The organism is Solimonas soli DSM 21787 (genome assembly GCF_000474945.1).
Classification (GTDB): domain Bacteria; phylum Pseudomonadota; class Gammaproteobacteria; order Nevskiales; family Nevskiaceae; genus Solimonas; species Solimonas soli.
The window spans coordinates 68,234-88,857 of the sequence record NZ_AXDW01000010.1 but is presented as its reverse complement, the minus strand read 5'-3'; the positions used below and the strand labels follow the sequence as shown (position 1 = coordinate 88,857).

Annotated in this window: 18 protein-coding genes and 1 pseudogene; 2 read left to right on the top strand and 17 right to left on the bottom strand. The window is 68.3% G+C overall.

The window, feature by feature from the left end:
* Positions 1-6: 6 nt before the first annotated feature.
* From K344_RS0106290 to K344_RS0106230, 13 genes are all read right to left on the bottom strand, one after another.
* Positions 7-1,035, bottom strand: a complete 1,029-nt coding sequence (locus K344_RS0106290; protein WP_051361951.1) for a PhoH family protein — start codon at positions 1,033-1,035, stop codon at positions 7-9.
* Positions 1,032-2,033: a threonine dehydratase gene (locus K344_RS0106285; protein WP_245586135.1), complete on the bottom strand. Its 1,002-nt coding sequence runs from the start codon at positions 2,031-2,033 to the stop codon at positions 1,032-1,034. Before K344_RS0106285 ends, K344_RS0106290 begins: the two co-directional genes overlap by 4 nt.
* On the bottom strand, positions 2,030-3,409 hold the full coding sequence (miaB, locus tag K344_RS0106280; protein ID WP_051361950.1) for a tRNA (N6-isopentenyl adenosine(37)-C2)-methylthiotransferase MiaB: 1,380 nt from the start codon (positions 3,407-3,409) through the stop codon (positions 2,030-2,032). Before miaB ends, K344_RS0106285 begins: the two co-directional genes overlap by 4 nt.
* Before the next feature lie 100 nt (positions 3,410-3,509).
* Complete coding sequence (locus K344_RS0106275; RefSeq protein ID WP_028079951.1) at positions 3,510-3,947, bottom strand: low molecular weight protein-tyrosine-phosphatase; 438 nt, start codon at positions 3,945-3,947, stop codon at positions 3,510-3,512.
* 102 nt (positions 3,948-4,049) lie between these two features.
* Positions 4,050-5,024 carry an NADPH:quinone oxidoreductase family protein gene (locus tag K344_RS0106270; protein ID WP_028079950.1) on the bottom strand — a complete coding sequence of 325 codons (975 nt, stop codon included), beginning with the start codon at positions 5,022-5,024 and terminating at the stop codon, positions 4,050-4,052.
* Positions 5,025-5,127: 103 nt separating this feature from the next.
* A complete protein-coding gene (locus K344_RS0106265; protein ID WP_028079949.1) occupies positions 5,128-6,303 on the bottom strand; it encodes an MFS transporter in 1,176 nt (391 codons plus the stop codon).
* A 117-nt stretch (positions 6,304-6,420) separates the two neighbouring features.
* Entirely contained in the window at positions 6,421-7,245 is an 825-nt protein-coding gene (locus tag K344_RS0106260) for an ABC transporter ATP-binding protein (RefSeq protein WP_366508737.1), read from the bottom strand.
* A 17-nt stretch (positions 7,246-7,262) separates the two neighbouring features.
* Positions 7,263-8,867 (bottom strand): ABC transporter permease, encoded by a 1,605-nt coding sequence (locus tag K344_RS0106255; RefSeq protein WP_051361949.1) that lies wholly within the window; start codon positions 8,865-8,867, stop codon positions 7,263-7,265.
* Entirely contained in the window at positions 8,864-9,877 is a 1,014-nt protein-coding gene (gene mgrA / locus K344_RS20480; protein WP_051361948.1) for an L-glyceraldehyde 3-phosphate reductase, read from the bottom strand. Before mgrA ends, K344_RS0106255 begins: the two co-directional genes overlap by 4 nt.
* Positions 9,874-11,226, bottom strand: a complete 1,353-nt coding sequence (locus K344_RS0106245) for an LLM class flavin-dependent oxidoreductase (RefSeq protein ID WP_028079946.1) — start codon at positions 11,224-11,226, stop codon at positions 9,874-9,876. The genes mgrA and K344_RS0106245 overlap by 4 nt, the downstream gene beginning before the upstream one ends.
* Positions 11,227-11,232: 6 nt before the next feature.
* Positions 11,233-13,569, bottom strand: a complete 2,337-nt coding sequence (locus K344_RS0106240) for a TonB-dependent receptor (RefSeq protein ID WP_043113942.1) — start codon at positions 13,567-13,569, stop codon at positions 11,233-11,235.
* Between the two features lie 102 nt (positions 13,570-13,671).
* Positions 13,672-14,739 (bottom strand): ABC transporter substrate-binding protein, encoded by a 1,068-nt coding sequence (locus tag K344_RS0106235; RefSeq protein ID WP_028079944.1) that lies wholly within the window; start codon positions 14,737-14,739, stop codon positions 13,672-13,674.
* A gap of 12 nt (positions 14,740-14,751) precedes the next feature.
* Complete coding sequence (locus K344_RS0106230; protein ID WP_043113940.1) at positions 14,752-15,603, bottom strand: TauD/TfdA family dioxygenase; 852 nt, start codon at positions 15,601-15,603, stop codon at positions 14,752-14,754.
* A gap of 121 nt (positions 15,604-15,724) precedes the next feature.
* Here K344_RS0106230 and K344_RS0106225 point away from each other — a divergent pair, with 121 nt between their 5' ends.
* On the top strand, positions 15,725-16,741 hold the full coding sequence (locus tag K344_RS0106225; protein ID WP_043113938.1) for a LacI family DNA-binding transcriptional regulator: 1,017 nt from the start codon (positions 15,725-15,727) through the stop codon (positions 16,739-16,741).
* Positions 16,742-16,914: 173 nt separating this feature from the next.
* On the opposite strand, the pseudogene K344_RS24935 reads toward K344_RS0106225, so the two are convergent.
* Both K344_RS24935 and K344_RS0106215 read right to left on the bottom strand, forming a co-directional pair.
* Positions 16,915-17,112: pseudogene (locus K344_RS24935) on the bottom strand (NAD(P)-binding domain-containing protein); the annotation flags it as partial.
* A gap of 215 nt (positions 17,113-17,327) precedes the next feature.
* Complete coding sequence (locus tag K344_RS0106215) at positions 17,328-18,005, bottom strand: AraC family transcriptional regulator (RefSeq protein ID WP_028079940.1); 678 nt, start codon at positions 18,003-18,005, stop codon at positions 17,328-17,330.
* 304 nt (positions 18,006-18,309) lie between these two features.
* On the opposite strand from K344_RS0106215, the gene K344_RS23380 reads away from it, so the two are divergent.
* Positions 18,310-18,774, top strand: a complete 465-nt coding sequence (locus K344_RS23380) for a YybH family protein (RefSeq protein WP_084197061.1) — start codon at positions 18,310-18,312, stop codon at positions 18,772-18,774.
* Positions 18,775-18,783: 9 nt separating this feature from the next.
* Here K344_RS23380 and ssb read toward each other — a convergent pair whose 3' ends face one another.
* A complete protein-coding gene (gene ssb / locus K344_RS0106210; protein ID WP_211234486.1) occupies positions 18,784-19,281 on the bottom strand; it encodes a single-stranded DNA-binding protein in 498 nt (165 codons plus the stop codon).
* Between the two features lie 133 nt (positions 19,282-19,414).
* Positions 19,415-20,608 carry an MFS transporter gene (locus tag K344_RS20475; protein WP_051361947.1) on the bottom strand — a complete coding sequence of 398 codons (1,194 nt, stop codon included), beginning with the start codon at positions 20,606-20,608 and terminating at the stop codon, positions 19,415-19,417.
* Positions 20,609-20,624: the final 16 nt, after the last annotated feature.

Sequence of the window (20,624 nt, the reverse complement as noted above, 5' to 3'; positions counted from 1 at the left end):
GCGCGGTCAAGCGTCCCTGCCTTCGCGCGCCGAGGCGCCGCGCTCGTGCTGCTCGTAGGCATGCACGATCGCCTGCACGAGCGGATGACGCACCACGTCCTCCTTGCGGAAGTGCGTGAAGCTGATGCCGGGCACGCCTTCGAGCACGCTCAGCGCCTGCTTGAGGCCGGAAGTCATGTGCTTCGGCAGATCGGTCTGCGTCATGTCGCCGGTGACGACCGCCACCGAGCCGAAGCCGATGCGCGTCAGGAACATCTTCATCTGCTCGACGGTGGTGTTCTGCGCCTCGTCGAGGATCACGAAGGATTCGTTGAGCGTGCGGCCGCGCATGAAGGCGAGCGGCGCGACTTCGATGACGTTCTTCTCGGTGAGCCGCGCCACGCGCTCGAAGCCGAGCATTTCGTACAGGGCGTCGTACAGCGGCCGCAGGTAGGGATTGATCTTCTCGGCCATGTCGCCGGGCAAAAAGCCGAGCTTCTCGCCGGCTTCGACCGCCGGCCGCACGAGCACGATGCGGCGCACGCGATCGCGCTCCAGCGCCTGCACGGCGGACGCCACCGCCAGATAGGTCTTGCCGGTGCCGGCCGGGCCGATGCCGAAATTCAGATCGTGCGTGGCGATGTTCTTCAGGTACTGCTTCTGCTGCGTGCCGCGGCCGCGGATCACGCCGCGCTTGCCGCGGATCACCACCTCGTCGCGCGAGGACGCCGGCGCCTCGTCGTCCTCGGCCGCGACGGTGCCGTCGCCGATCGCTTCGGCGAGCGCCAGGTGCACGTTCTCGGTCGTCACCGTGTCGTCGTTGCTGAGATTGAACAGCTGCTGCAGCACGGCTTCGCCACGCGCGGCGTCGGCCTTCGCGCCGAGCAGCTGGAAGCGGTTGCCGCGGTTGCGGATCTCGATGCCGAGACGCAGCTCGATCTGGCGCAGGTGCGCATCGAACGGACCGCAGAGATTGGCGAGGCGCTGCGCGTCGTCCGGCTCGAAGATCAGATCGAGCTTGACCGTCGCCGGCGTCTTGGTGGCTGCTTTGTTCATGGCGTCTCCGCAAGCACCGCCGCGTACAGCGCGCGATCGATGTTGCCGCCGCTGAAGATGAGGCCGATGCGGCGGCCGGCAAGAACTTCGCGCTCTCGCCAGGCGGCGGCCAGCGCCGCGGCGCCGGCGCCTTCGACGACGGTATGCGTGGTTTCGAAGGCGAGGCGCATCGCCGCGGCGATCTCGTCATCGCCGACTTCGACGATGCGGCTCGCGCCGGCGCGAATGATGTCGAACGCCGCCGGCTCCGGCACGCGGCAGGCCATGCCGTCGGCCAGCACCGTCGTCACCGCGTGCGGCACGCAGCGGCCGGCGGCCAGCGAGCGCGCATAGGCCGGCGCGCCGCTGGCGACGACGCCGACGATCTCGCTCGACAGGCCGAGCGCGTCGCGCACGGCGATCACGCCGCAGATGCCGGAGCCGAGGCCGATCGGCACGTAGACGCGGTCCAGCGTGCCGGTCGCGTCGAACAGTTCGAGCGCATAGCTGGCGACACCGAGCACCAGATCGTCGTGGAACGACGGCACCAGGTGCAGCCGCCGTTCCTGCGCCAGAGCGCCGGCGTGCTCGCGGGCTTCCTGGAAGTCCTCGCCGTGCTCGATCAGCTCGGCGCCCAGCGCGCGCATCGCCGCGTTCTTCTCGCGGCTGTTGCCGTGCGGCACGACGATGACGCAAGGCAGGCCGGCGCGGCCGGCGGCGTAGGCGACCGACTGGCCGTGATTGCCGCGCGTCGCGCCGATCACGCCGGCGAGCTGCGGCTCGCGCCGCAGCAGGCGCTCGAAATAGACCAGGCCGCCGCGCACCTTGAAGGCGCCGAGCGGCGTCTGGTTTTCGTGCTTGACCCAGACCTCGGCACCAAGCGCGGCGGACAGCTGCGGCCAGGCGCGCTGCGCGGTCGGCGCCATGTGGCGATGCACGATGTCCGCCGCCGCGCGCAACACGGCCAGGGTCGGTCGCGTCGGCAGTCGGGCGGGCGCAACGGCGGCGAGCGCGGTCACGCCGTCACCGCAGCGCCCGCCAGCCGCCCGCGCAGGGAGTTCGTCGCCGCTTCGGTGATGACGACATCGACCATCTGCCCGACCAGCGACGGCGAGCCTTCGAAGTTCACCATGCGGTTGGTCGAGGTGCGCCCGGCCATGCGCCCCTCGCCGCGCCGCGACGGCCGCTCGACGAGGACGCGCTGCGTGGTGCCGACCAGGGCGCGGCGGAATTCGTCGTCGAACTGGCGAATGCGGTTCTGCAGGATCAGCAGGCGCTGGTCCTTGATCCCGGCGGCGACGGTGTCGCGCAGGTTCGCCGCCGGCGTGCCGGGCCGCGGGCTGTAGACGAAGGAAAACGCCGCGTCGAAGCGCGCTTCGGCGATCAGGTCCATGGTCCGCATGAAATCGTCGTCGGATTCGGTCGGAAAGCCGACGATGAAATCGCTCGACAGCGAGATGTCCGGGCGCGCTTCGCGCACGCGGCGCATCTTGGCGAGGAACTGCGCGCGCGTGTAGCCGCGCTTCATCATGCCGAGGATGCGGTCGGAGCCCGACTGCACCGGCAGATGCAGATAGGAGGCGAGCTTGGGCTGCTCGGCGAAGGCGTCGATCAGCGCGTCGGTGAATTCGGCCGGATGCGAGGTGGTGTAGCGGATGCGCTCCAGCCCCGGCAGCGGCGCGAGGTAGTCGATCAGCAGCGCCAGGTCGCAAAGCTCGCTGGTGCCGCCCATCTTGCCGCGATAGGCGTTGACGTTCTGTCCGAGCAGGGTGATTTCCTTGACGCCCTGCTCGACCAGCTGCGCGCATTCGAGCAGCACGTCGTCGAGCGGCCGCGAAACCTCGGCGCCGCGCGTGTACGGCACCACGCAGAAGGTGCAGAACTTCGAGCAGCCTTCCATGATCGACACGAACGCCGTCGGGCCGGAGGCCACCGGCTCCGGCAGCGAATCGAACTTCTCGATCTCCGGGAAGCTGACGTCGACCGTCGGCTTGTGCGAGGCGCGCGTCGCATCGAGCATCTGCGGCAGGCGATGCAGGGTCTGCGGGCCGAACACCATGTCGACCAGCGGCGCGCGTGCGGCCAGCGCCTCGCCTTCCTGCGAGGCCACGCAGCCGCCGACCCCGATCACGCGGCCGGGCACGGCCTGCTTCCATTCGCGCCAGCGACCGAGCTCGGAGAACACCTTCTCCTGCGCCTTCTCGCGCACCGAACAGGTATTGAGAAGCAGCAGATCGGCTTCCTCGGGCTTGTCGGTGCGCGCATAGCCGTGCGACGCGGCCAGGACGTCGGCCATCTTCGCCGAGTCGTAGTCGTTCATCTGGCAGCCCCAGGAGATCAGGAACAGCTTGCGCGGAGCCTGAGACGGCGGAGCGGAGGGTGCGGCGTCGGACATCGAAATGCGGCCGCGGGCGGCCGGCGCAATCAGGGCCGCACAGTATAAACGACGGCCGGCGCAGGCTTTTATGACAGCGCCATCGGCCCGCGACGGGCGCTCAGCCGAGCTTCTTCAGCCAGTCGCCGATGCCGGCGTCGATGTCGGTCCAGGCGCGCTCGAAGGCCGCCTTCGGCTGCCGGTACGGATCGGCGACGTCGACGTTCTCGCGCCACTTCATGAGCTTGTGCACGCGGCCGCGCAGCTGCGGATAGCGGGTGTTGATCCACTCGCTGTGGCCCTGGTCGAGCGTCAGCACCAGGTCCATCGCCGACAGCAGCGGCAGTGTCGCCTGCTGCGCACGATGCGCCGAGATGTCGAGGCCGTGATCGGCCGCGACTTCGACCGCCAGCGGATCGGCCGGCCAGCCGACCAGCGCGCCGGTGCCGGCCGAGCAGATGTCGACCCTGCGGTCCTTGAGCCGCTCCTTGAGCAGGCCCTCGGCGATGGGGCTGCGGCAGATGTTGCCGGTGCAGACGACGATGATGCGATTGAACATGCGGTGGCGGCGGCGTGCCGCGCGGGCCACGCACGCCTGTCTGGGGTGTCAGGGTTCGGGCGCCATTTTACCCGTATCGGCCGATCGCCACCGCGCGCCGGCTTACGGCACGACGACGATCTTGCCCGTCACCTTGCGGTCCATCATGTCGCGCAGGGCCTGCGCGGTCTGCGCGAGCGGATAGCGCTTCGATACATGCGGCCGGAGCTCGCCGGCCGCGTACCAGGCGAACAGCTCGCGGAAGTTGGCGGCGTTGGCCTGCGGCTCGCGCTGCGCGAACGCGCCCCAGAACACGCCGACCGCCGACGCGCCCTTCAGCAGCAGGCGGTTGGCGGCCAGATTCGGGATCGGGCCGGACGCGAAGCCGATGACCAGATAACGGCCGTTCCAGGCGATGCACGACAGGCATTCCTCGCCGAGCGCGCCGCCGACCGGATCGTAGATCACGTCGGCGCCGGCGCCCTTGGTGAGTTCCTTGACCGCGTCCTTGAGGCTCTGCTTCGAGTAATCGATCAAGGCCTCGGCACCGTTGGCCTTGGCCAGCGCCAGCTTGTCGATGCTCGACGCCGCGGCGATCACCCGCGCGCCCATTTTCCTGCCGAGCTGCACGGCGGACAGGCCGACGCCGCCCGAGGCGCCGAGCACCAGCAGCGTCTCGCCGGGCTTCAGCTGCGCGCGCTGCTTGAGCGCGTGATACGAGGTGCCGTAGACCAGCGGGAAGGTCGCCGCCTCGGCGAGATCGAGCCCCGGCGGCAGCGGCAGGCACAGCGCCGCGTCGGCGACGACTTCCTCCGCGAAGCCGCCGATGTTGGTGAAGGCGGCGACCGCGTCGCCCGGCTTCAGGTGCTGCACCTTCGCGCCGACCTCGAGCACCGTGCCGGCCACGCCGGCGCCCGGCACGAAAGGCGGCTGCGGCTTCATCTGGTACTTGCCCTGGATGATCAGCACATCGGGAAAGTTGACGTCGGCGCCGGCGACCTTGATGCGCACGCCCGACGCGCCGCAGGGCGGCGACGGCACGTCCTCCACCACCAGCGCCTCCGGCAGACCCAGTTCCTTGCAGATGACGGCCCGCATCACACCCTCCTTGCGAATGTCGAAGGGGCAGTGTAGTCGCTGCGCCGAGAGCGCTGGAACAAGCGCCGCGGCCGACGCCGGCGCGCCGGGCGCGGGCCGCGGATCAGCGGGCGTCGGGCGCCGGCAGCGCCGCGATGCCGCGGCGCTCCAGCCACATCGCCAGCACCACGACGCCGACGCCGAGCAGTGCGACCGCCGCGCCGACCCACGGCAGATCGGTCAGCGGCAGGCCGGCGCCGATGACCAGGCCACCGAGCCAGGCGCCGGTCGCGTTGCCGAGATTGAACGCGCCCTGGTTCATCGTCGAGGCGAGGCCCGGCGCGCCCTTCGCCGCATCGATCACGCGCAGCTGCGCCGACGGACCGATGGCGAACGCGAACACGCCCCAGACGAACAGCGTAACGAGCGCGGCGATCTCGAACCTGCTGGTCCAGGCGAACAGCGCGAGGACCAGCGCGACGCCGATCAGCAGGCCGATCAGCGCCGGCATCAGCTTCCAGTCGGCCAGCCGTCCGCCGATCAGGCCGCCGATCGTGATGCCGAGGCCGAACACCAGCAGCGCCAGGCTTTCGCCCTGCGGCGTGAAGCCGGTGATCTCGCGCAGGATGTAGGCGATGTAGGTGAACACCGCGAACAGGCTCACCGACGACAGCGTGCTGATCAGCAGGGCGAGCTGCACCTGCGCGCCGGCCAGCGTGCGGAACTGGCGCAGGATGTCGCCGCCCGGCTGCGGCAGATCGCGCGGCAGGAGGCGGTGCAGCGTGCACAGCGCGGCCAGGCCGATCAGCACCACGGCCCAGAAGGTCGTGCGCCAGCCGCAGGCGTGTCCGAGCATGGTGCCGAACGGCACGCCGAGCACGTTGGCGAGCGTCAGGCCGGTGAACATCAGCGCGACCGCCTGCGCACGCTTGTCGCGCGGCACGATCGCCGAGGCGACGATCGCGCCGATGCCGAAGAACGCCGCGTGGCAGAAAGCGGTGACGACGCGTGCCACCAGCAGCGTCGCGTAGCCCGGCGCCAGCGCGCACATCGCGTTGCCGACGGTGAACAGCGCGATCAGCCCGAGCAGCGCCTGCCGCCGCGGCCAGCGCGCGGTGACGGCGGCGAGGACCGGCGCGCCGGCGGTGACGCCGAGCGCGTAGGCCGACACCAGCATGCCGGCCTGCGGCGCCGTCACCGCGAGATCGCGGGCGACGTCGGGCAGCAGACCCATGATGACGAATTCAGTGGTGCCGATGCCGAAAGCGGCGATGGCGAGGGCAAGCAGAGGCAACGGCATGGGGCGACAGGCGTGAAAAGCAGCGGGGAGGCAGCGTTGTCATTTTCGTATGGCAGGCCAGGCCACGCATGAAGTTTCTGTCATGGGCGGCAAGGCCCGGCGACACGTCATCGTGCGCTACCAGAGATATTGCAAGTGCTGTAAGGGAATCTCCTCAGCCGCCTTGCGACGCGGTTCGCCAGCGGCGTTTTCGTCGAGCAGCAGCTCCTCCATCAGCGCCTCGCGTGCGCTGTGAAAGCGATAGCTGCCGCGGCGGCGCGGATGCGGCAGATCGACATCGATGATGCGACGGATGCGGCCGGGGCGCGGCGCGAGCACGACGATGCGATCGGCGAGCACGATCGCCTCTTCGACATCATGCGTGACCAGCAGCATCGTCGTGCGCCGCCGTTCGCGTATCGCCAGAAGCTCGTCCTGCATCTGATGCCGCGTCAGCGCATCGAGCGCGCCGAACGGTTCGTCGAGCAACAGGATGCGCGGGTCGGCGATCAGACCGCGCGCCAGCGCGACGCGCTGCGCCATGCCGCCGGACAGCTGATGCGGCAGCGCGCGTTCGAAACCCTGCAGACCGACCAGCGCGATCATCGCCGCGACGCGTTCGTGCACTTGCGCCGCGGGCGGCGCTTCGGCGGCGAGACCGAGCGCGACGTTGTCGGCAACCGTCAGCCACGGGAACAGACGGTGCTCCTGGAAGATGATGCCGCGCTCGCGACCGACGTCGCGCACGGCGCGGCCGTCGACGCTGATCTCGCCGTCGTACGCGGCGTCGAGTCCGGCGAGCAGACGCAGCAGGGTCGACTTGCCGCAGCCGCTGGCGCCGACGATGACGGTGAACTCGCCTTCGGCGACTTCGAGATTGAGATCGTGCAGCACCTGCAGCGGCCGGCCGTCGACCTCGAAGCGCTTGCCGACGTGACGCAGCGCCAGTACCGCCTCCTGCACCGCCTGTGTCGTACCGCTCATGCTGCCGTCCCGTTGCGGCGCCACTGCGTGGCGCGTCGTTCGAGTCTGCCCCCGAGCACGACCAGCGTGCTGCCGACGATGCCGATCAGCAGCATGCCGGCCATCACGCGGTCCATTCGGAATTCCTGTTGCGCGTTGATCATCAGGCTGCCGATGCCGATGCCGGAACTCGCGAAGTATTCGGCGCCGATCGCACCGAGCCAGGCGTAGACGAAGCCGATGCGCAGGCCGGAAAAGATCGCCGGCAACGCGTTCGGCATGATCAGCCGGCGCAGACGCAAGGCCGGCCTGAGCCGCAACACGCGCGCTGTCTCGATCAGCGACAGCGGTACGCTGCGCGCGCCGAAATGCGCGGCGACGTACAGCGGAAAGAACGCCGACAGCGAGACGAACACCAGCTTCGCCGTTTCACCAAAACCGAACCATGCCGTGATCAGCGGCATCCACGCGAAGATCGCGATCTGCCGCAACGCGCCGAGGCCCGGCCCGAACACGCGGTCGAGCGGCCGCAGCAGGCCGAGCAGCAGGCCGGCGACGATGCCGAGCGCGCCGCCGATGCACAGGCCGCCGAGCGCACGCAGCAGGCTGTACGCCATCGCCGTCGGCAGCGTGCCGTCGCCGACACCCGCCGCGAGCGTCGCCAGCACCGCGCGCGGCGGCGGCAGGAACTCCGGCCTGACCGCGCCGCCGTACGTCGCCAGCGTCCAGGCGGCGAGCAGCGCGGCCGGCAGCAGCCACGGCACGAAGCCACGTAGCGGTTTCGTCGCCAGCTCTGCGGTCGGCGGTGGCGGCCAGCGCACGAGCACGCGATCGAGCCGCGCAATGCCGTAATCGAACAGCGCGCCGATCGCGCCGATGACGGCGATGCAGACGAAGACGATGTCGAGCTGGAACATCTGCCGGCCCCAGACGACGAGATAGCCGATGCCTTCGCTCGATGCGAGCAGCTCGACGGCGAGCAGCGCGATCCAGCCCTGCGCGAGCGCCAGGCGCAGTCCGGCCATGAACGACGGCAGTGCCGCCGGCACGATCAGGCGGCGCAGCAGCGCGACGCGACGCAGGCCGAGCAGATGCGCGGTCTCGCGCAGCTTCGGCGCGACGTCGCGCACGCCGGTCAGCACATGCAGCGTCGCCGGCACGATCACCGCCTTGACGATGACGACCAGCTTCAGCGCGTCGCCGATGCCGAGCAGCAGAACGAATAGCGGAATCCACGCCAGTGTCGGAATTTGCGCGAGCGCGAGAAAGGTCGGCAGCACGGCGTCGTGCGCGCGGCGGCTGTAGCCGAGCCCGATGCCGAGCACGAGCCCGCCGGCGATGCCGGCCGCGAGTCCGCCGGCGAGGCGCAGCAGGCTGACGCCGAGCTGGCCGAGCAGATCGTCGGCGAACAATTCACCCGCGGTCTGCCAGACCGTTGCCGGCGACGGCAGAGTCTGCGGCGACATCCAGTGCCCGCGACTCGCCAGCGTCCACAGCACGAACAGCGCCGCGAGCGGCAGCAGCGGCAGAACCGCATCCGCCGCGCGGCGCCGCCACGCCGGCCAGCGCGGCGTGCGTGTTTGGTCCTGCGCCGGAGCGGTGATCGCCAAACCGTCGCTCAAGCCTTGACGGCCGCGTCGATCGCTGACAGTTCGTCGGCACTGAACGTGGCGCCGTTCAGCGCGGCGAGATTCTCGCGCAGCTGCTCCGGCGAACTGACGCCGATCAGCGCCGACGTTACGCGCGGATCGCGCAGCGTCCACGCCAGCGCGAGCTGCGCGAGCGTCTGCCCGCGGGCGGCGGCGATCGTGCGCAGCGCGCGCACGCTGGCGAGCCGCGCCTCGGTCAGGTGCTCGTTGCGCAGATAGTGGCTGCCGCGCCCGAGGCGCGACGCGTCCGGCACGCCGTCGAGATAGCGGCCGGCGAGCAGGCCCTGCGCGAGCGGCGAGAAGACGATGACGCCGACGCCGAGCTCGTCGGTCGTGTCGAGCAGGCCGGCGTGCTCGATGTGGCGATCGAAGAGGTTGTACGGCGGCTGATGGATCAGCAGCGGAATCTTCCATTCGGCGAGACGCGCGGCGACCGCGCGCGTCTGCTCGGACGAATACGACGAGATGCCGACGTACAGCGCCTTGCCCTGCTGCACGGTGCTCGCCAGCGCGTCGGCCGTTTCCTCGATCGGCGTGTCCGGGTCATAGCGATGCGAGTAGAAGATGTCGACGTAGTCGAGACCGAGGCGGCGCAGGCTCTGGTCGAGGCTGGCGAGCACGTACTTGCGCGAGCCGCCGCCCTGCCCGTACGGCCCCGGCCACATGTCCCAGCCGGCCTTGGTCGAGATGATCAACTCGTCGCGATGCGTGGCGAAATCCTCGCGCAGCAGGCGGCCGAACTGTGTCTCGGCGCTACCGTACGGCACGCCGTAGTTGTTGGCGAGATCGAAGTGTGTGATGCCGTGATCGAACGCGGCGCGCAGCACGGCGCGCTGCTGCGTGATCGGCGTGTTGTCGCCGAAGTTGTGCCACAGGCCCAGCGACAGCGGCGGCAGGCGCAGGCCGCTGCTGCCGACGCGGCGATACGCGGTCCGCGTGTAGCGCCCGGCATCGGCTTGATAGGGTTCGAGAGGCTGGCTCATGGTGACGATGTTCGCTTGCGCGCGTTGCGGTTGACGGGATACGGCAGGCCGAGGTGCGCGCGCAGGGTCGTGCCCTGGTAACACGTGCGGAACAGGCCGCGACGACGCAGCTCGGGGATCACCTGCGCGACGAAATCGTCGAGGCCATCCGGCAGCACCGGCGGCATCAGATTGAAACCATCGGCGGCGCCGGCCTCGAACCATTCCTGCAAACGATCGGCGACTGTGCGGCCGCTGCCGATCACCGTGAAATGGCCACGACCGCCGGCGATGCGCAGATAGAGCTGGCGGATTGTCAGATTCTCGCCGCGCGCGAGTTCGGTGAACAGCTGCTGGCGGCTGCGCTGGCCGGTTTCGGTCTGCGGCAGTTCCGGCAACGGTCCGTCGAGCGGATACGCCGACAGATCGAAATTGCCGATCATGCGGCCAAGCAGGCCGAGCCCGAGCTGCGGATGCACGAGTGCCTGCAGCTGTTCGTGCTTCTCCTGCGCCTCGGCATCGCTGGCGCCGACCACGGCGAACACGCCCGGCATGATCTTCAAGGTCCCCGGCGCGCGGCCGTGACGGGCGACGCGCGCCTTCAGATCGGCATAGAAAGCCTGCGCCGCCGCAAGATTCGGCTGCGCGGTGAACACCACTTCGGCAGTACGCGCTGCCAGCTCGCGGCCGGCCTCGGAACTGCCGGCCTGCACGACGACCGGATGGCCCTGCGCGCTGCGCGCGACGTTGAGCGGTCCGGCGACGCCGAAATGCGCACCGCGGTGTCCGAGGCGGTGCACCTTCTGCGGATCGAAATACTGGCCGCTGGCTCGGTCACGCACGATCGCATCGTCTTCCCAGCTGTTCCACAAGCCGGTGACGACCTCGTGGAATTCGGCGGCACGCTGATAGCGGTCGGCGTGCACGACGTGCGCGTCGCGGCCGAAGTTGCCGGCCTCAGCCGCGTTGTCGGACGTCACCAGATTCCAGCCGGCGCGACCGCCGGAGATGCTGTCCAGCGACGCGAACTTGCGCGCGACGTGATACGGCTCGTTGTATGTCGTCGTCGCCGTCGCGATCAGGCCGATGTGCGTCGTCACCGCCGCAAGCGCAGCCAGCGTCGTCAGCGGTTCCAGCGCCGCCGCCGGCCCGAGTCCGTGCGCGAGCGCGCCGGGCTCGACGGCGAGGCTGTCGGCAAAGAACACCGCGTCGAAGCAGGCGCGCTCGGCCTCGCGCGCCACGCGCAGGTAATGCTCGAACAGCCGCGCCTCCGACGTCGCGTGCGGGTGCCGCCAGCTGGCGACGTGATGCCCGGCACCGGCGAGGAAGACGCCGAGACTCAGCTGCCGCTTTACGTCTGCATCGCTCATGAGCGCTCAGAAGTCTTTGTGCAAATTGACGCCGAAGTAGCGCGCGTCGTCGCGCGGCACGATGCGCGTGACGTAGGCACCGCCGGCGCCGCGGAAACTCGAATACGAGGTGTCGGCGATGTTCTTGGCGAGCAGCGCGGCACGCCAGCCCTGCGCGCGGTTCTCGATCGCGACGCTGGCGTTCCAGATGCCGTAGGCGCCCTGCACCGCTTCCGGCGACTGTGCGATGTCGTAGTTGGTGCGATCCTGCCAGTTGTAATCGGTCGACAGCTGCAGGTTCCACGGTCCGCCGAGCGCGAGCGCGTAGTCGGCGCGCACATTGGTCTTCCAGTCCGGCGCGTACGGCAAGGGCTTGCCGTCGACGTCGCAGCTCGACGCCGCGCCGACCGGGCAATTGAACTCGTCGATGCGCGCATTCAGATACGCCGCAGCGGCCGACAGGCGCAGGTCGCGGATCGGCTGCACTTCGACATCGAGTTCCGCGCCCTTGCTCGACACCTTGCCGGCATTGATCAGGCGCGTGACGACAGCACCGTTGACGGTGTCATAGGTGTTGGCCTGGAAATTCGAGTAGCGCGCGTCGAACACCGCGAAGTTGAGCTGCAGACGACGATCGAACCACAGCGACTTCAGACCGGCTTCGTAGGAGTTCGACGTTTCCGGATCGAGGGGATCGGTATCGAGCGGCTGCTGCTGGTTGAAGTAGACGTTGTAGGCTGGCCCCTTGTAGCCGCGCGAGTACGTCAGATAGCTCGTCACGTTGTCGCTGATGTCCCATTGCGGGCCGACGCGCGCCGTCAGGCCGTCGTCGGACGTCGAGCCGTCGTGATGGGCGACCGATGGGCGGATGCCGGATACCGCCGTCGCGCTGGTCGACGTGCGCTCGTGGAAATACGACAACTCGTCGTGTGTCCAGCGCAGGCCGGTGATCAGGCGCAGCGTGTCGCTGAAGTGGATCTTGCCTTCGCCGAACAGCGCGTAGCTGTCGCTGCGCGTGCCGTAGGTCGCACGGCCGTTGTTCTCGATGTTGTCGTCCGGATCGTTGGCGCAGGCCGCCAGACCGTTGGCATTCGCCGTGTCGGCGGTCGAGCACTGCGTCAGCCAGCGCTGGTAGATCTCGTCGTCCTTGCCGTGCATGTAGAACGCACCGGCCACGTAGTCGAACCAGCCGAGGCGCGGCGACGCGATGCGCAGCTCCTGCGAAGTCTGCTGGTAATGCAGATCGCCGCGGTCGACCGAACCCGGATACTGCTGGTACACCTGCGAGAGCTGGTCGCCGTTCTGATACTGCGTGTTGTGCCACAGGCGCACGGCGGTGATCGACGTCAGCGTGTAGTCGGCGATCGTCCAGTCGATGTTGAGTCCGACACCACCGTTATCGTCGTCAATGCGCGTCTTGTAGTCGCTGTTGATCTCGCGATTGTCGGCACTGGCAACGACCGGCGACAGCGCGTCGGCGAACGCCGGATAGCTGGTCTGCGTGTTGCTCGGATAGCTGCGCACCGAGGTCTTGGCGACGACGCTGACGCCGTCGTCGTTCGAGCGTACGTAGTCGAGGCTCAGCGTCGCGCGCAGCGCCGCGTCCGGCGTGTATTCGAGCTTGGCGCGCGCGCCGACGTGGTTGTAGCCGTTGACCTTGTCGTCGTTGTAGACGTTGCGCACGTTGCCATCGAAGTTGCCGTACAGCGCCGTCAGCGAACCGCGCAGCACCTGCGGCACCAGCGCGCCGGATACGCGTGCGCGCGTCCGCACTTCGCCGCCGCCGAGATACGAGGCATCGAGATAGCCGCTCGCTTCCTCGCTCGGCGCCTGGCTGATGATGTTGAGCACGCCGGCCGACGCGTTCTTGCCGAACAGCGTACCCTGCGGGCCGCGCAGCACTTCGATGCGATCGAGGTCGATCAGGTCGAGCGTGGCCTGGCCACGCGAGCCGTAGACCACGCCGTCGACGACCGTCGACACCGACGACTCGACGCCCGGCGACGTCGATACCGTGCCGAGGCCGCGGATGAACAGCGACGAGTCCTTGTTCGACGGCTGCGAACGGAAATTCAGTTCCGGCACCTTGGCGGCGATCGCGTCGACGGCGTTGCGATTGTCCTGCGCGAGCTGCTCGCCGCTGACGACGCTGACCGCGATCGGCACCTGCTGCAGCGATTCCTCGCGGCGCGTCGCGGTGACAACGACCGTCTCGATGCCGGCGCCCGCCTCGGCATCGGCCGCCGCCACTTCGAGCGACTGCGCGTAGGCCGGCGCGGCGACGCAGGCGCCGAGTCCGGCGGCGGCGAGCGATCTCGACAGTGCGGTCCGGGTGAACGTATGACGATGATGGCGCTTGTGCATGGCAAAAACCCCCTGGGGCCGCGCGCGATGACGCGCGGCGCATGCCGTGGTGAAAGAAGGAAGAAGGAAGCCGGCCCCTCGCCGACCCCGGATGGTCTAGGTCTAGCGCGACACGTATTGCTCCGCAGGCTTCCACTGCTGTTGCCAGCCGAGCTCCTGCAAGGCCTGCTGGAGATAACGCGCATCGACCCACTGATCGACGTCGAAGGTCTTGCGCGTCAGGCCAAGCTGCCTGGCGAGCGTGACCTTGCGGCGCAGGCCATCGAGGTAGTAGCGGTCCAGCAGCGGCGAATAGAAAAAGTCGAGCTGTGCACCACGCAGGCTCTCGTCGACGACGGCGACCGGATAGCTCGCCTGCCCGGCGAACAGCGCGACCTGCGCCTGGCGATTGCTTTCCTGCGACAGCCATTGCGACGCCCGCAGCACCGCCTTGACCACGCGCACCGTGAGCTGCGGATTGGCCTCGGTGAAGGCATGCGCGCCGATGAACGCCCCCTGCAGCGCACCGGCGCCGCCGAGATCGCGGCTGCCTAGTGGGATCTTCGCGAGGCCGCGGTCGCGCAGCGCGAGCAGGCGGCCGGTCGCCCAGGTCGCGTCGATCTGCCCGGCGGCGAATGCGGCGTTGACGGCATTGAAATCGAGATTGATGACACGCAGATCGCGTTCGCCGAGCCCGGCGCTGGCCAGCGCCTCGGCGAACGACAGCTGGTCAGCCGTGCCGCGCAGGAGACCAACGCGCTTGCCCTTCAAATCGGCGAGCGTCTTGATGCCCGACTGCGGCGTCACCGCCAGATACGCTTCGGCGCCGCGCGCCAGCGCCAGCAGCACGCGCGTGTCGAGCCCGCCGGCGCGACCGACGATCGGCGGCAGATCGCCGAGGAAGGCGAAGTCGAGCTGCTGGTTGGCGAAAGCCTCGTTGATCGCCGGCCCGGCACCCTTGAAGAAACTCCACTCGACGCGGATGCCATCCTTGGCGAATTCGTCTTCGAGAAGGTGCCGCGTATACAGCACATCGACCTGACCGGCGTAAGCCGGCTTGGCACCGGCGCTCAGATCGGGCGCGGCGACGCGGATCACGTTCGGCGTCGCCGACCACGCGCTCGGCACCGCGAACAGCACGATGGCGATCAGAGCAGTAAAGCGCTGCCACGCCCTCGAAAGGTTCTTCATCGTCAGGCTCACTTAGCGGGGACGTTCGCCGAGCACGGCCGCGCGGCGGACGCGGCGGCGGGCGGGAAAATAATCGGAGACGGCGAGATGCTGGGTGCTGCGGTTGTCCCAGATCGCCACGGTGTCGGCCTGCCACTGCCAGCGCAGATGGAATTCCGGCTTGTCGAGGTGCTCGAACAACAGGCGCAGCACATGATCCGATTCGATCGGTGTCAGCTCGGGAATGCGCGTCGTGAACGCCCGGCTGACGTACAGCGAACGCCGGCCGTTGACCGGATGCGTGCGCACGAGCGGATGCACCACCGGACCGAATGCCGCCGTGCGCGCATCGGCATCGCCCTCGGCGAGCAGGCGGGCGAGTGCGTCCGGCGTCGGATTCTTGAAGAAAAAGTGCTCGGACGTGAGGTTTCCAAGAAAGTCCTTTAAAAACGCCGACAGTCCGTCGTAGGCCGCCTCGGCATCGAGCCACAGCGTATCGCCGCCAAGCGGCGGAATCTCCTCGGCATGCAGGATGCTGTACTTCACCGGCTCGGCGACGAAGCTGACGTCGGAATGCCAGGTGTCGTTGGCGCCTCTGCGTGTTTCGTCGTATGCGAACACCACTAACTCGTCGGCATCGCGATGACGATCGAATACCGGATGCCTGTGGAGATCACCAAGACGGCGGGCAAACGCCACCTGCTGCGCCGCCGTCCAGCGCTGGCCGGCGAAGAACAGCACCTTGTATTGCACCAGCGCCGCCTCGACGGCGGCGAGCGTGTCGTCGTCGAGCGCCGACAGATCGACACCCTCGATCCGTGCGCCAAAGCGGACAGCCAGCGGATGCACCGCCAGACCGCCATCGATATGTGCTGCTATCGTCATGCTAATTCGTGATAAATGAATAATGCTAGCGCTACCATTTTTCCTATGTTGTCGTTTTGACCGATGCTTTATCCAATAACATATTTGCCGGCCAACAAATCTTTCCGACATATGCACTCCCATGACTCGTAAGCGCCGCAGTTCAGGGCGCGCGACGCTCGATCAGGTGGCCGAGCTGGCCAGTACCTCGCCGATCACGGTGTCGCGCTATTTCAACCGCCCGCAACACGTCTCCGAAGCGACGCGCCAGCGCATCGCCGCCGCCGTCGCCGAACTCGGCTACGTGCCGAATCTCGCCGCCGGCGGGCTGGCATCGGCGCAGGCGCGCGTCATCGGCCTGGTCCTGCCGAGCATCTCGGCACCGATTTACGTCGACACCATCCAGGCGTTCAGCGATCGCGTCAGCCGCTACGGCTACCAGCTGCTGCTGGCATCGAGCGAGTTCTCGCTGGAAAAGGAAGAGGAAGTCGTGCGCGCATTCCTCGGCTGGGCGCCAGCGGCGCTGGTGGTCACTGGCTGCCAGCACACGCCCGGCACCGAACAGATGCTGGCGCGCGCCAGCGTGCCGGTCGTCGAAGTCTGGGACTATCGGCCGGATCGGCCGTATCCGCAGGTCGGCTTCGCGCACGACGAGGTCAGCCGGCTGGCGGCAGCCTTCCTGCACGAGCGCGGCTATCGGCGCATCGCCTACGCGCAGACGCCGATCGCCGGCGATCTGTGGGCGGCGCTGCGCTACGAGGAGTTCGCCGCCTGCCTGCTGCGCGACTATGGCCTGGCGACGCGCTTGATCGAACCCGGTGCCGTGCATCCGATCGCCGCCGGACGCCTGGCGATCGAGGAAATCATGCGCAGCGGCGATATCGACGCGCTATTCTGCGCCAACGACAACGTCGCCAGCGGCGCCGTGCTCGCCGCACAGCGCCTCGGACTGCGGATTCCCCAGCAGTGCGCCGTGCTTGGCTTCGGCGACTTCCCGATCGCCGAAGCGCTGTTCCCGAGCCTCAGCTCCGTACGACCGCCGGCACGCGACATCGGTGAAGTCGCTGCCGATCGCGTTCTCGAAGAACTGGGCACCCTGAATCCCGACGCCAGCACCAAAGCGCTTGCCTGCACGCTCGCGCCGCGCGAGAGCACCTGAAAACAGAGCCGGCAGCGTCGCCAGGAAAGAATTCCGTCATCGCGAGGCCTGTCCTGAGCTTGGCGAAGGGCGTAGCGGCCGTGGCGATCCAGATGCACCGTTTGCGCAGCCCGTTGCGACTGCGCTTTATTCACGGAAAGGCCGCCGGCACCCAGCGCCTCGAACAGGGCGCCATCGCCGACCAGCGATTTCAATTGCGCGTCGGTGCGCACACAAACGCCCAGCGCCTCGACGCCGCGCGCGGTTTCGATCGGATCGGCCTGCCGCAGCGTGTCCGGCTCGTCGAACGCTTCCAGCATCTGCGGCGAAATGTCGCAGCCGACGACGGCGAAGCCGGAACGCGCCAGACGACGCGCGATCGGCGCCCCCATGCTGCCAAGCCCGATGAAGCCTACTTTCATCTTCTGCACCCGCATCCGTTGTGAACAAGCACTTCCGGGCAAGCGGAAGTGGCGTGCGATGAACGGCTGTTCACCCGCGCTCGAACTTTATGGACGGCCTGAGCCGGCAACAAACGTCTTTGCCTTCGGCGGCGCGCCGAAGTTTCGACAGAGCGCCATCCGCTGCCGATCGCGGCCGCGGCGTTTCAGTCGCGCGGCGTGAACGGTGGCGACTGGCGCGCGCGAAAAGCCTTCGGGCTCAAGCCGAACGAGCGCCGGAAGGCGGTTGCGAACGCCGCCGGACTCGAAAAGCCCAGCGTGACGGCGACGGCTTTCACCGGCTGCCGGGTGTCCCGCAACAGATGCTGCGCACGCGCCATCGCCACCCGCTGCGCGTAGGCGCCGATGGTCTCGCCGGTCTGCTCGCGAAAGGCGCGGATCAGATGCCGTCGGCTCAAGCCGCACAGCGTGGCGAGTTCGGCCGGCGAAGCCGGCGGACCATCGCCGTGGATGCGCTCCTTGAGCCGCTTCGGTCGCCAGCCGGCGAGTCCACCTTTGTGTGCACATTGCGCGCGCAGACTGCGCAGCAGACGGACGGCCTCGATCAGCATGCTGAGGCTGAGCCCCTCGACCATCAGTTCCGAAGCGAATCCCGGCACCGAGGTTTCGCGGCCGATGCGTGCCATCAACCCGTCCAAGGCACTGCTTTGCAGATGCACGCAGTGCTTCAGAACCCCGCCCAGATCGTCGCCGAACACCGCCTCGTCATCGAAACGCGGATCGGCGCGCATGAACACACTGATGCTGCGCTGCCGGCCGCTGCCGCCCTGACCCCGGTAACGATGGTGGGCCGGCACGAACAGGACTTTGCCGACGCGCTGCAAATCACTGAACGCGTCCGCGAAGCAGCCCCAGGCACCCCGGAGGACGGCCGGACAGACTCATATGGAGGGAGATCGGGCATGCAGCGACTGCCGGCGACGACGACGCTCGAAATATTGACGTCTTCACGTTAGCGAAGCGATCGGCATGCGTCCATCGCCGCGACCGCCGTCGACTGACGATGTCCGGCCGTACTGTGCATCGATGGCCAGAATTTCGCGATGACGCCATTGGCAGGCTCGCCGCACCGTTCACCGCGGCTCGTCGCGGCGAGAATGATGTCTTCATCGCCATCAGGAGTCGCCCGTGGACCCTACTGCCGTCACCGAACGCTACTTCGCCAGTATCCGCGCCCGCGATCTCGACGCCCTCGTCCACATCTATGCCGATGACGCGAGCTTCACGCTGCCCAACGGCAAGCAGTTCGCGGGCGTTGCGGCCATCCGTGAATTGCATCGCAGCGTGTTCGCTGCCGGCGGCCCTGTGCCGACGCCGGTGGCCCGCGTCGTCGGACATCACTCGATCGCCGTCGAAATCGAAGCCCGCCTGCCGGATGGCTCCGTACGGCATACCGCCAACTTTTACGAATTGAATGCGCAAGGCCGGATTCAGCGCCTGAGCGTTTACTGCAAAAGCCTGATCGATAAACCCGGACCATCGCCGCAGCCGGCAACAGACACGGTGAGCAATGCCGATCCGGCGCGGGCAATGGCGCTTTGCGAAAAACAAAAAGCCCGCAGTCGCGGGCTTGGTGTTTTTACAAATGTTTGAGGTAGCGCCTCAGAACGGAATGTCATCGTCCTCGAACGGCGCATCCATCTCGGCGGGTGCCGCCGCCGGCGCGCTGCGGGCCGGCGCGCGCGAAGGCGCCGAGCTGCCGCCGCCATAGCCGCCGCGCGATTCGTCACCACCGAACGACGCCGAACCACCGCCGCCCGGCTTGCCGTCGAGCATCTGCATGTCCTGCACGCGGATCTCGGTGGTGTAGCGGTCCTTGCCCTCCTTGTCGGTCCACTTGCGCGTCCTCAGGGAACCTTCGACGTAGACCTTGGAGCCTTTCTTCAGGTACTTGCCGGCGATCTCGCCGAGCTTGCCGGGGAACACGACGTTGTGCCATTCCGTCGCTTCCTTCTGCTCGCCAGTCTGCTTGTCCTTCCAGCTTTCGGTGGTGGCGATCGTCGCGTTGGCGACGGCATCGCCGCTGGGGAAATAGCGCACCTCGGGGTCCTTGCCGAGATTGCCGATCAGAATCACTTTGTTGACGCCACGGGCCATGATTGAGTCCCCACAGAATGAATTCGGTAATGCCGTCGGCGGCGTGTTCAAGCCTGCGCCGTCGCGACGAAAAACGTCCGGTCATTAGATCACAGACTGGCCGCCGATGAGGCGGCCGGCGGGCGGGCGCCCGCGCTCAGGGACGGCCGGATTCGAGGCTGCCCGATTCCAGCGGATGGACGGGCGGCGGCGCCAGCGTCACCGCGAAGCTGAGCCAGATCAGCGGCAGCAGCCCGGCGACCGCGAACGCGCCGCCGATGCCCCAGTGGCCGAGCGCGAAGCCGCCGAGCGTGCCGCCGGCGAAGCCGCCGAGGAACTGGCTGCTGGCATAGACGCCGAGCGCCGCGCCTTTCTGCTCGGGCGGCGCGCGGCGCGAGATCATCGACGGCAGCGAGCCTTCGAGATAGTTGAAGCCGATGAAGAACACGATCAGCGCCAGGCACAGGCCGGTGGCGCTGGCATGCACTTCCGAGGCGAGCAGCAGCGCGATGCTGAGCAGCACGATGGCGCCGAGGAAGGCCGACTTGACGCGGCCGCTGGCCTCGATGCGGCGGATCATCGGGAACACCGGGATGATCGACAGCAGCAGCACCGGCAGGTAGACCTCCCAATGCCGCGCGCTCGGCAGGTGCAGGGTCTGCTCGATGGCCTGCGGCGCGGCGATGAACAGCGTCGTCATCATGGCGTGCAGCAGGAAGATGCCGCCGTCGAGGCGCAGCAGCTGCGCGTCGCCGAGCGCGCGGCGCAGGCCGCCGGGCACGGCCGGCAGGCGCGGCGCGTCCGGCACCATGAAGATCATGCCCGGGATCGCCAGCAGGGCCAGCACGCCGGTCAGATCGAAGATGCCGGCGACGCCGATCATGCCGCTGAGCACCGGGCCGAGCACCAGCGCGACGATGAACGACAGGCCCATGCCGGCGCCCATGATCGCCATCGCCGTGGTGCGCACCTGCGGCCGCGTGACGTCGGCGAGCAGCGCCGAGACCGCGCCGGAGATGGCGCCGGCGCCCTGGATGGCACGGCCGGCGATGATCCAGTGGATTTCATGCGTGTGGCCGGCGACGAAGCTGCCGAGCGCGAACAGCGCCAGCCCCATCACGATCACCGGCTTGCGGCCGATGCGGTCGGAGAGCATGCCGAACGGGATCTGCAGGCAGGCCTGCACGAGGCCGTAGAGGCCGATGGCGAGGCCGATCTGCATCGGCGCGGCGCCGCCCGGCAGATCGCGGGCGTACAACTCGAACACCGGCAGGATCATGAACATGCCGAGCATGCGCAATGCCTGCAGAAGGGACAGCGCGGCGGTGGCGCGCCATTCGAAACGATTCATGAGCCGTATGTGCCAA

What these genes read in the sequence shown, in the direction of transcription:
- K344_RS0106235 (WP_028079944.1), bottom strand. Translation starts at nt 14,739, where the DNA reads ATGAAGAACCTTTCGAGGGCGTGGCAGCGCTTTACTGCTCTGATCGCC.
- K344_RS20475 (WP_051361947.1), bottom strand. Translation starts at nt 20,608, where the DNA reads ATGAATCGTTTCGAATGGCGCGCCACCGCCGCGCTGTCCCTTCTGCAG.
- K344_RS0106275 (WP_028079951.1), bottom strand. Translation starts at nt 3,947, where the DNA reads ATGTTCAATCGCATCATCGTCGTCTGCACCGGCAACATCTGCCGCAGC.
- K344_RS0106230 (WP_043113940.1), bottom strand. Translation starts at nt 15,603, where the DNA reads ATGACGATAGCAGCACATATCGATGGCGGTCTGGCGGTGCATCCGCTG.
- K344_RS0106265 (WP_028079949.1), bottom strand. Translation starts at nt 6,303, where the DNA reads ATGCCGTTGCCTCTGCTTGCCCTCGCCATCGCCGCTTTCGGCATCGGC.
- miaB (WP_051361950.1), bottom strand. Translation starts at nt 3,409, where the DNA reads ATGTCCGACGCCGCACCCTCCGCTCCGCCGTCTCAGGCTCCGCGCAAG.
- K344_RS0106240 (WP_043113942.1), bottom strand. Translation starts at nt 13,569, where the DNA reads ATGCACAAGCGCCATCATCGTCATACGTTCACCCGGACCGCACTGTCG.
- mgrA (WP_051361948.1), bottom strand. Translation starts at nt 9,877, where the DNA reads ATGAGCCAGCCTCTCGAACCCTATCAAGCCGATGCCGGGCGCTACACG.
- K344_RS0106225 (WP_043113938.1), top strand. Translation starts at nt 15,725, where the DNA reads ATGACTCGTAAGCGCCGCAGTTCAGGGCGCGCGACGCTCGATCAGGTG.
- K344_RS0106270 (WP_028079950.1), bottom strand. Translation starts at nt 5,024, where the DNA reads ATGCGGGCCGTCATCTGCAAGGAACTGGGTCTGCCGGAGGCGCTGGTG.
- K344_RS0106245 (WP_028079946.1), bottom strand. Translation starts at nt 11,226, where the DNA reads ATGAGCGATGCAGACGTAAAGCGGCAGCTGAGTCTCGGCGTCTTCCTC.
- K344_RS0106290 (WP_051361951.1), bottom strand. Translation starts at nt 1,035, where the DNA reads ATGAACAAAGCAGCCACCAAGACGCCGGCGACGGTCAAGCTCGATCTG.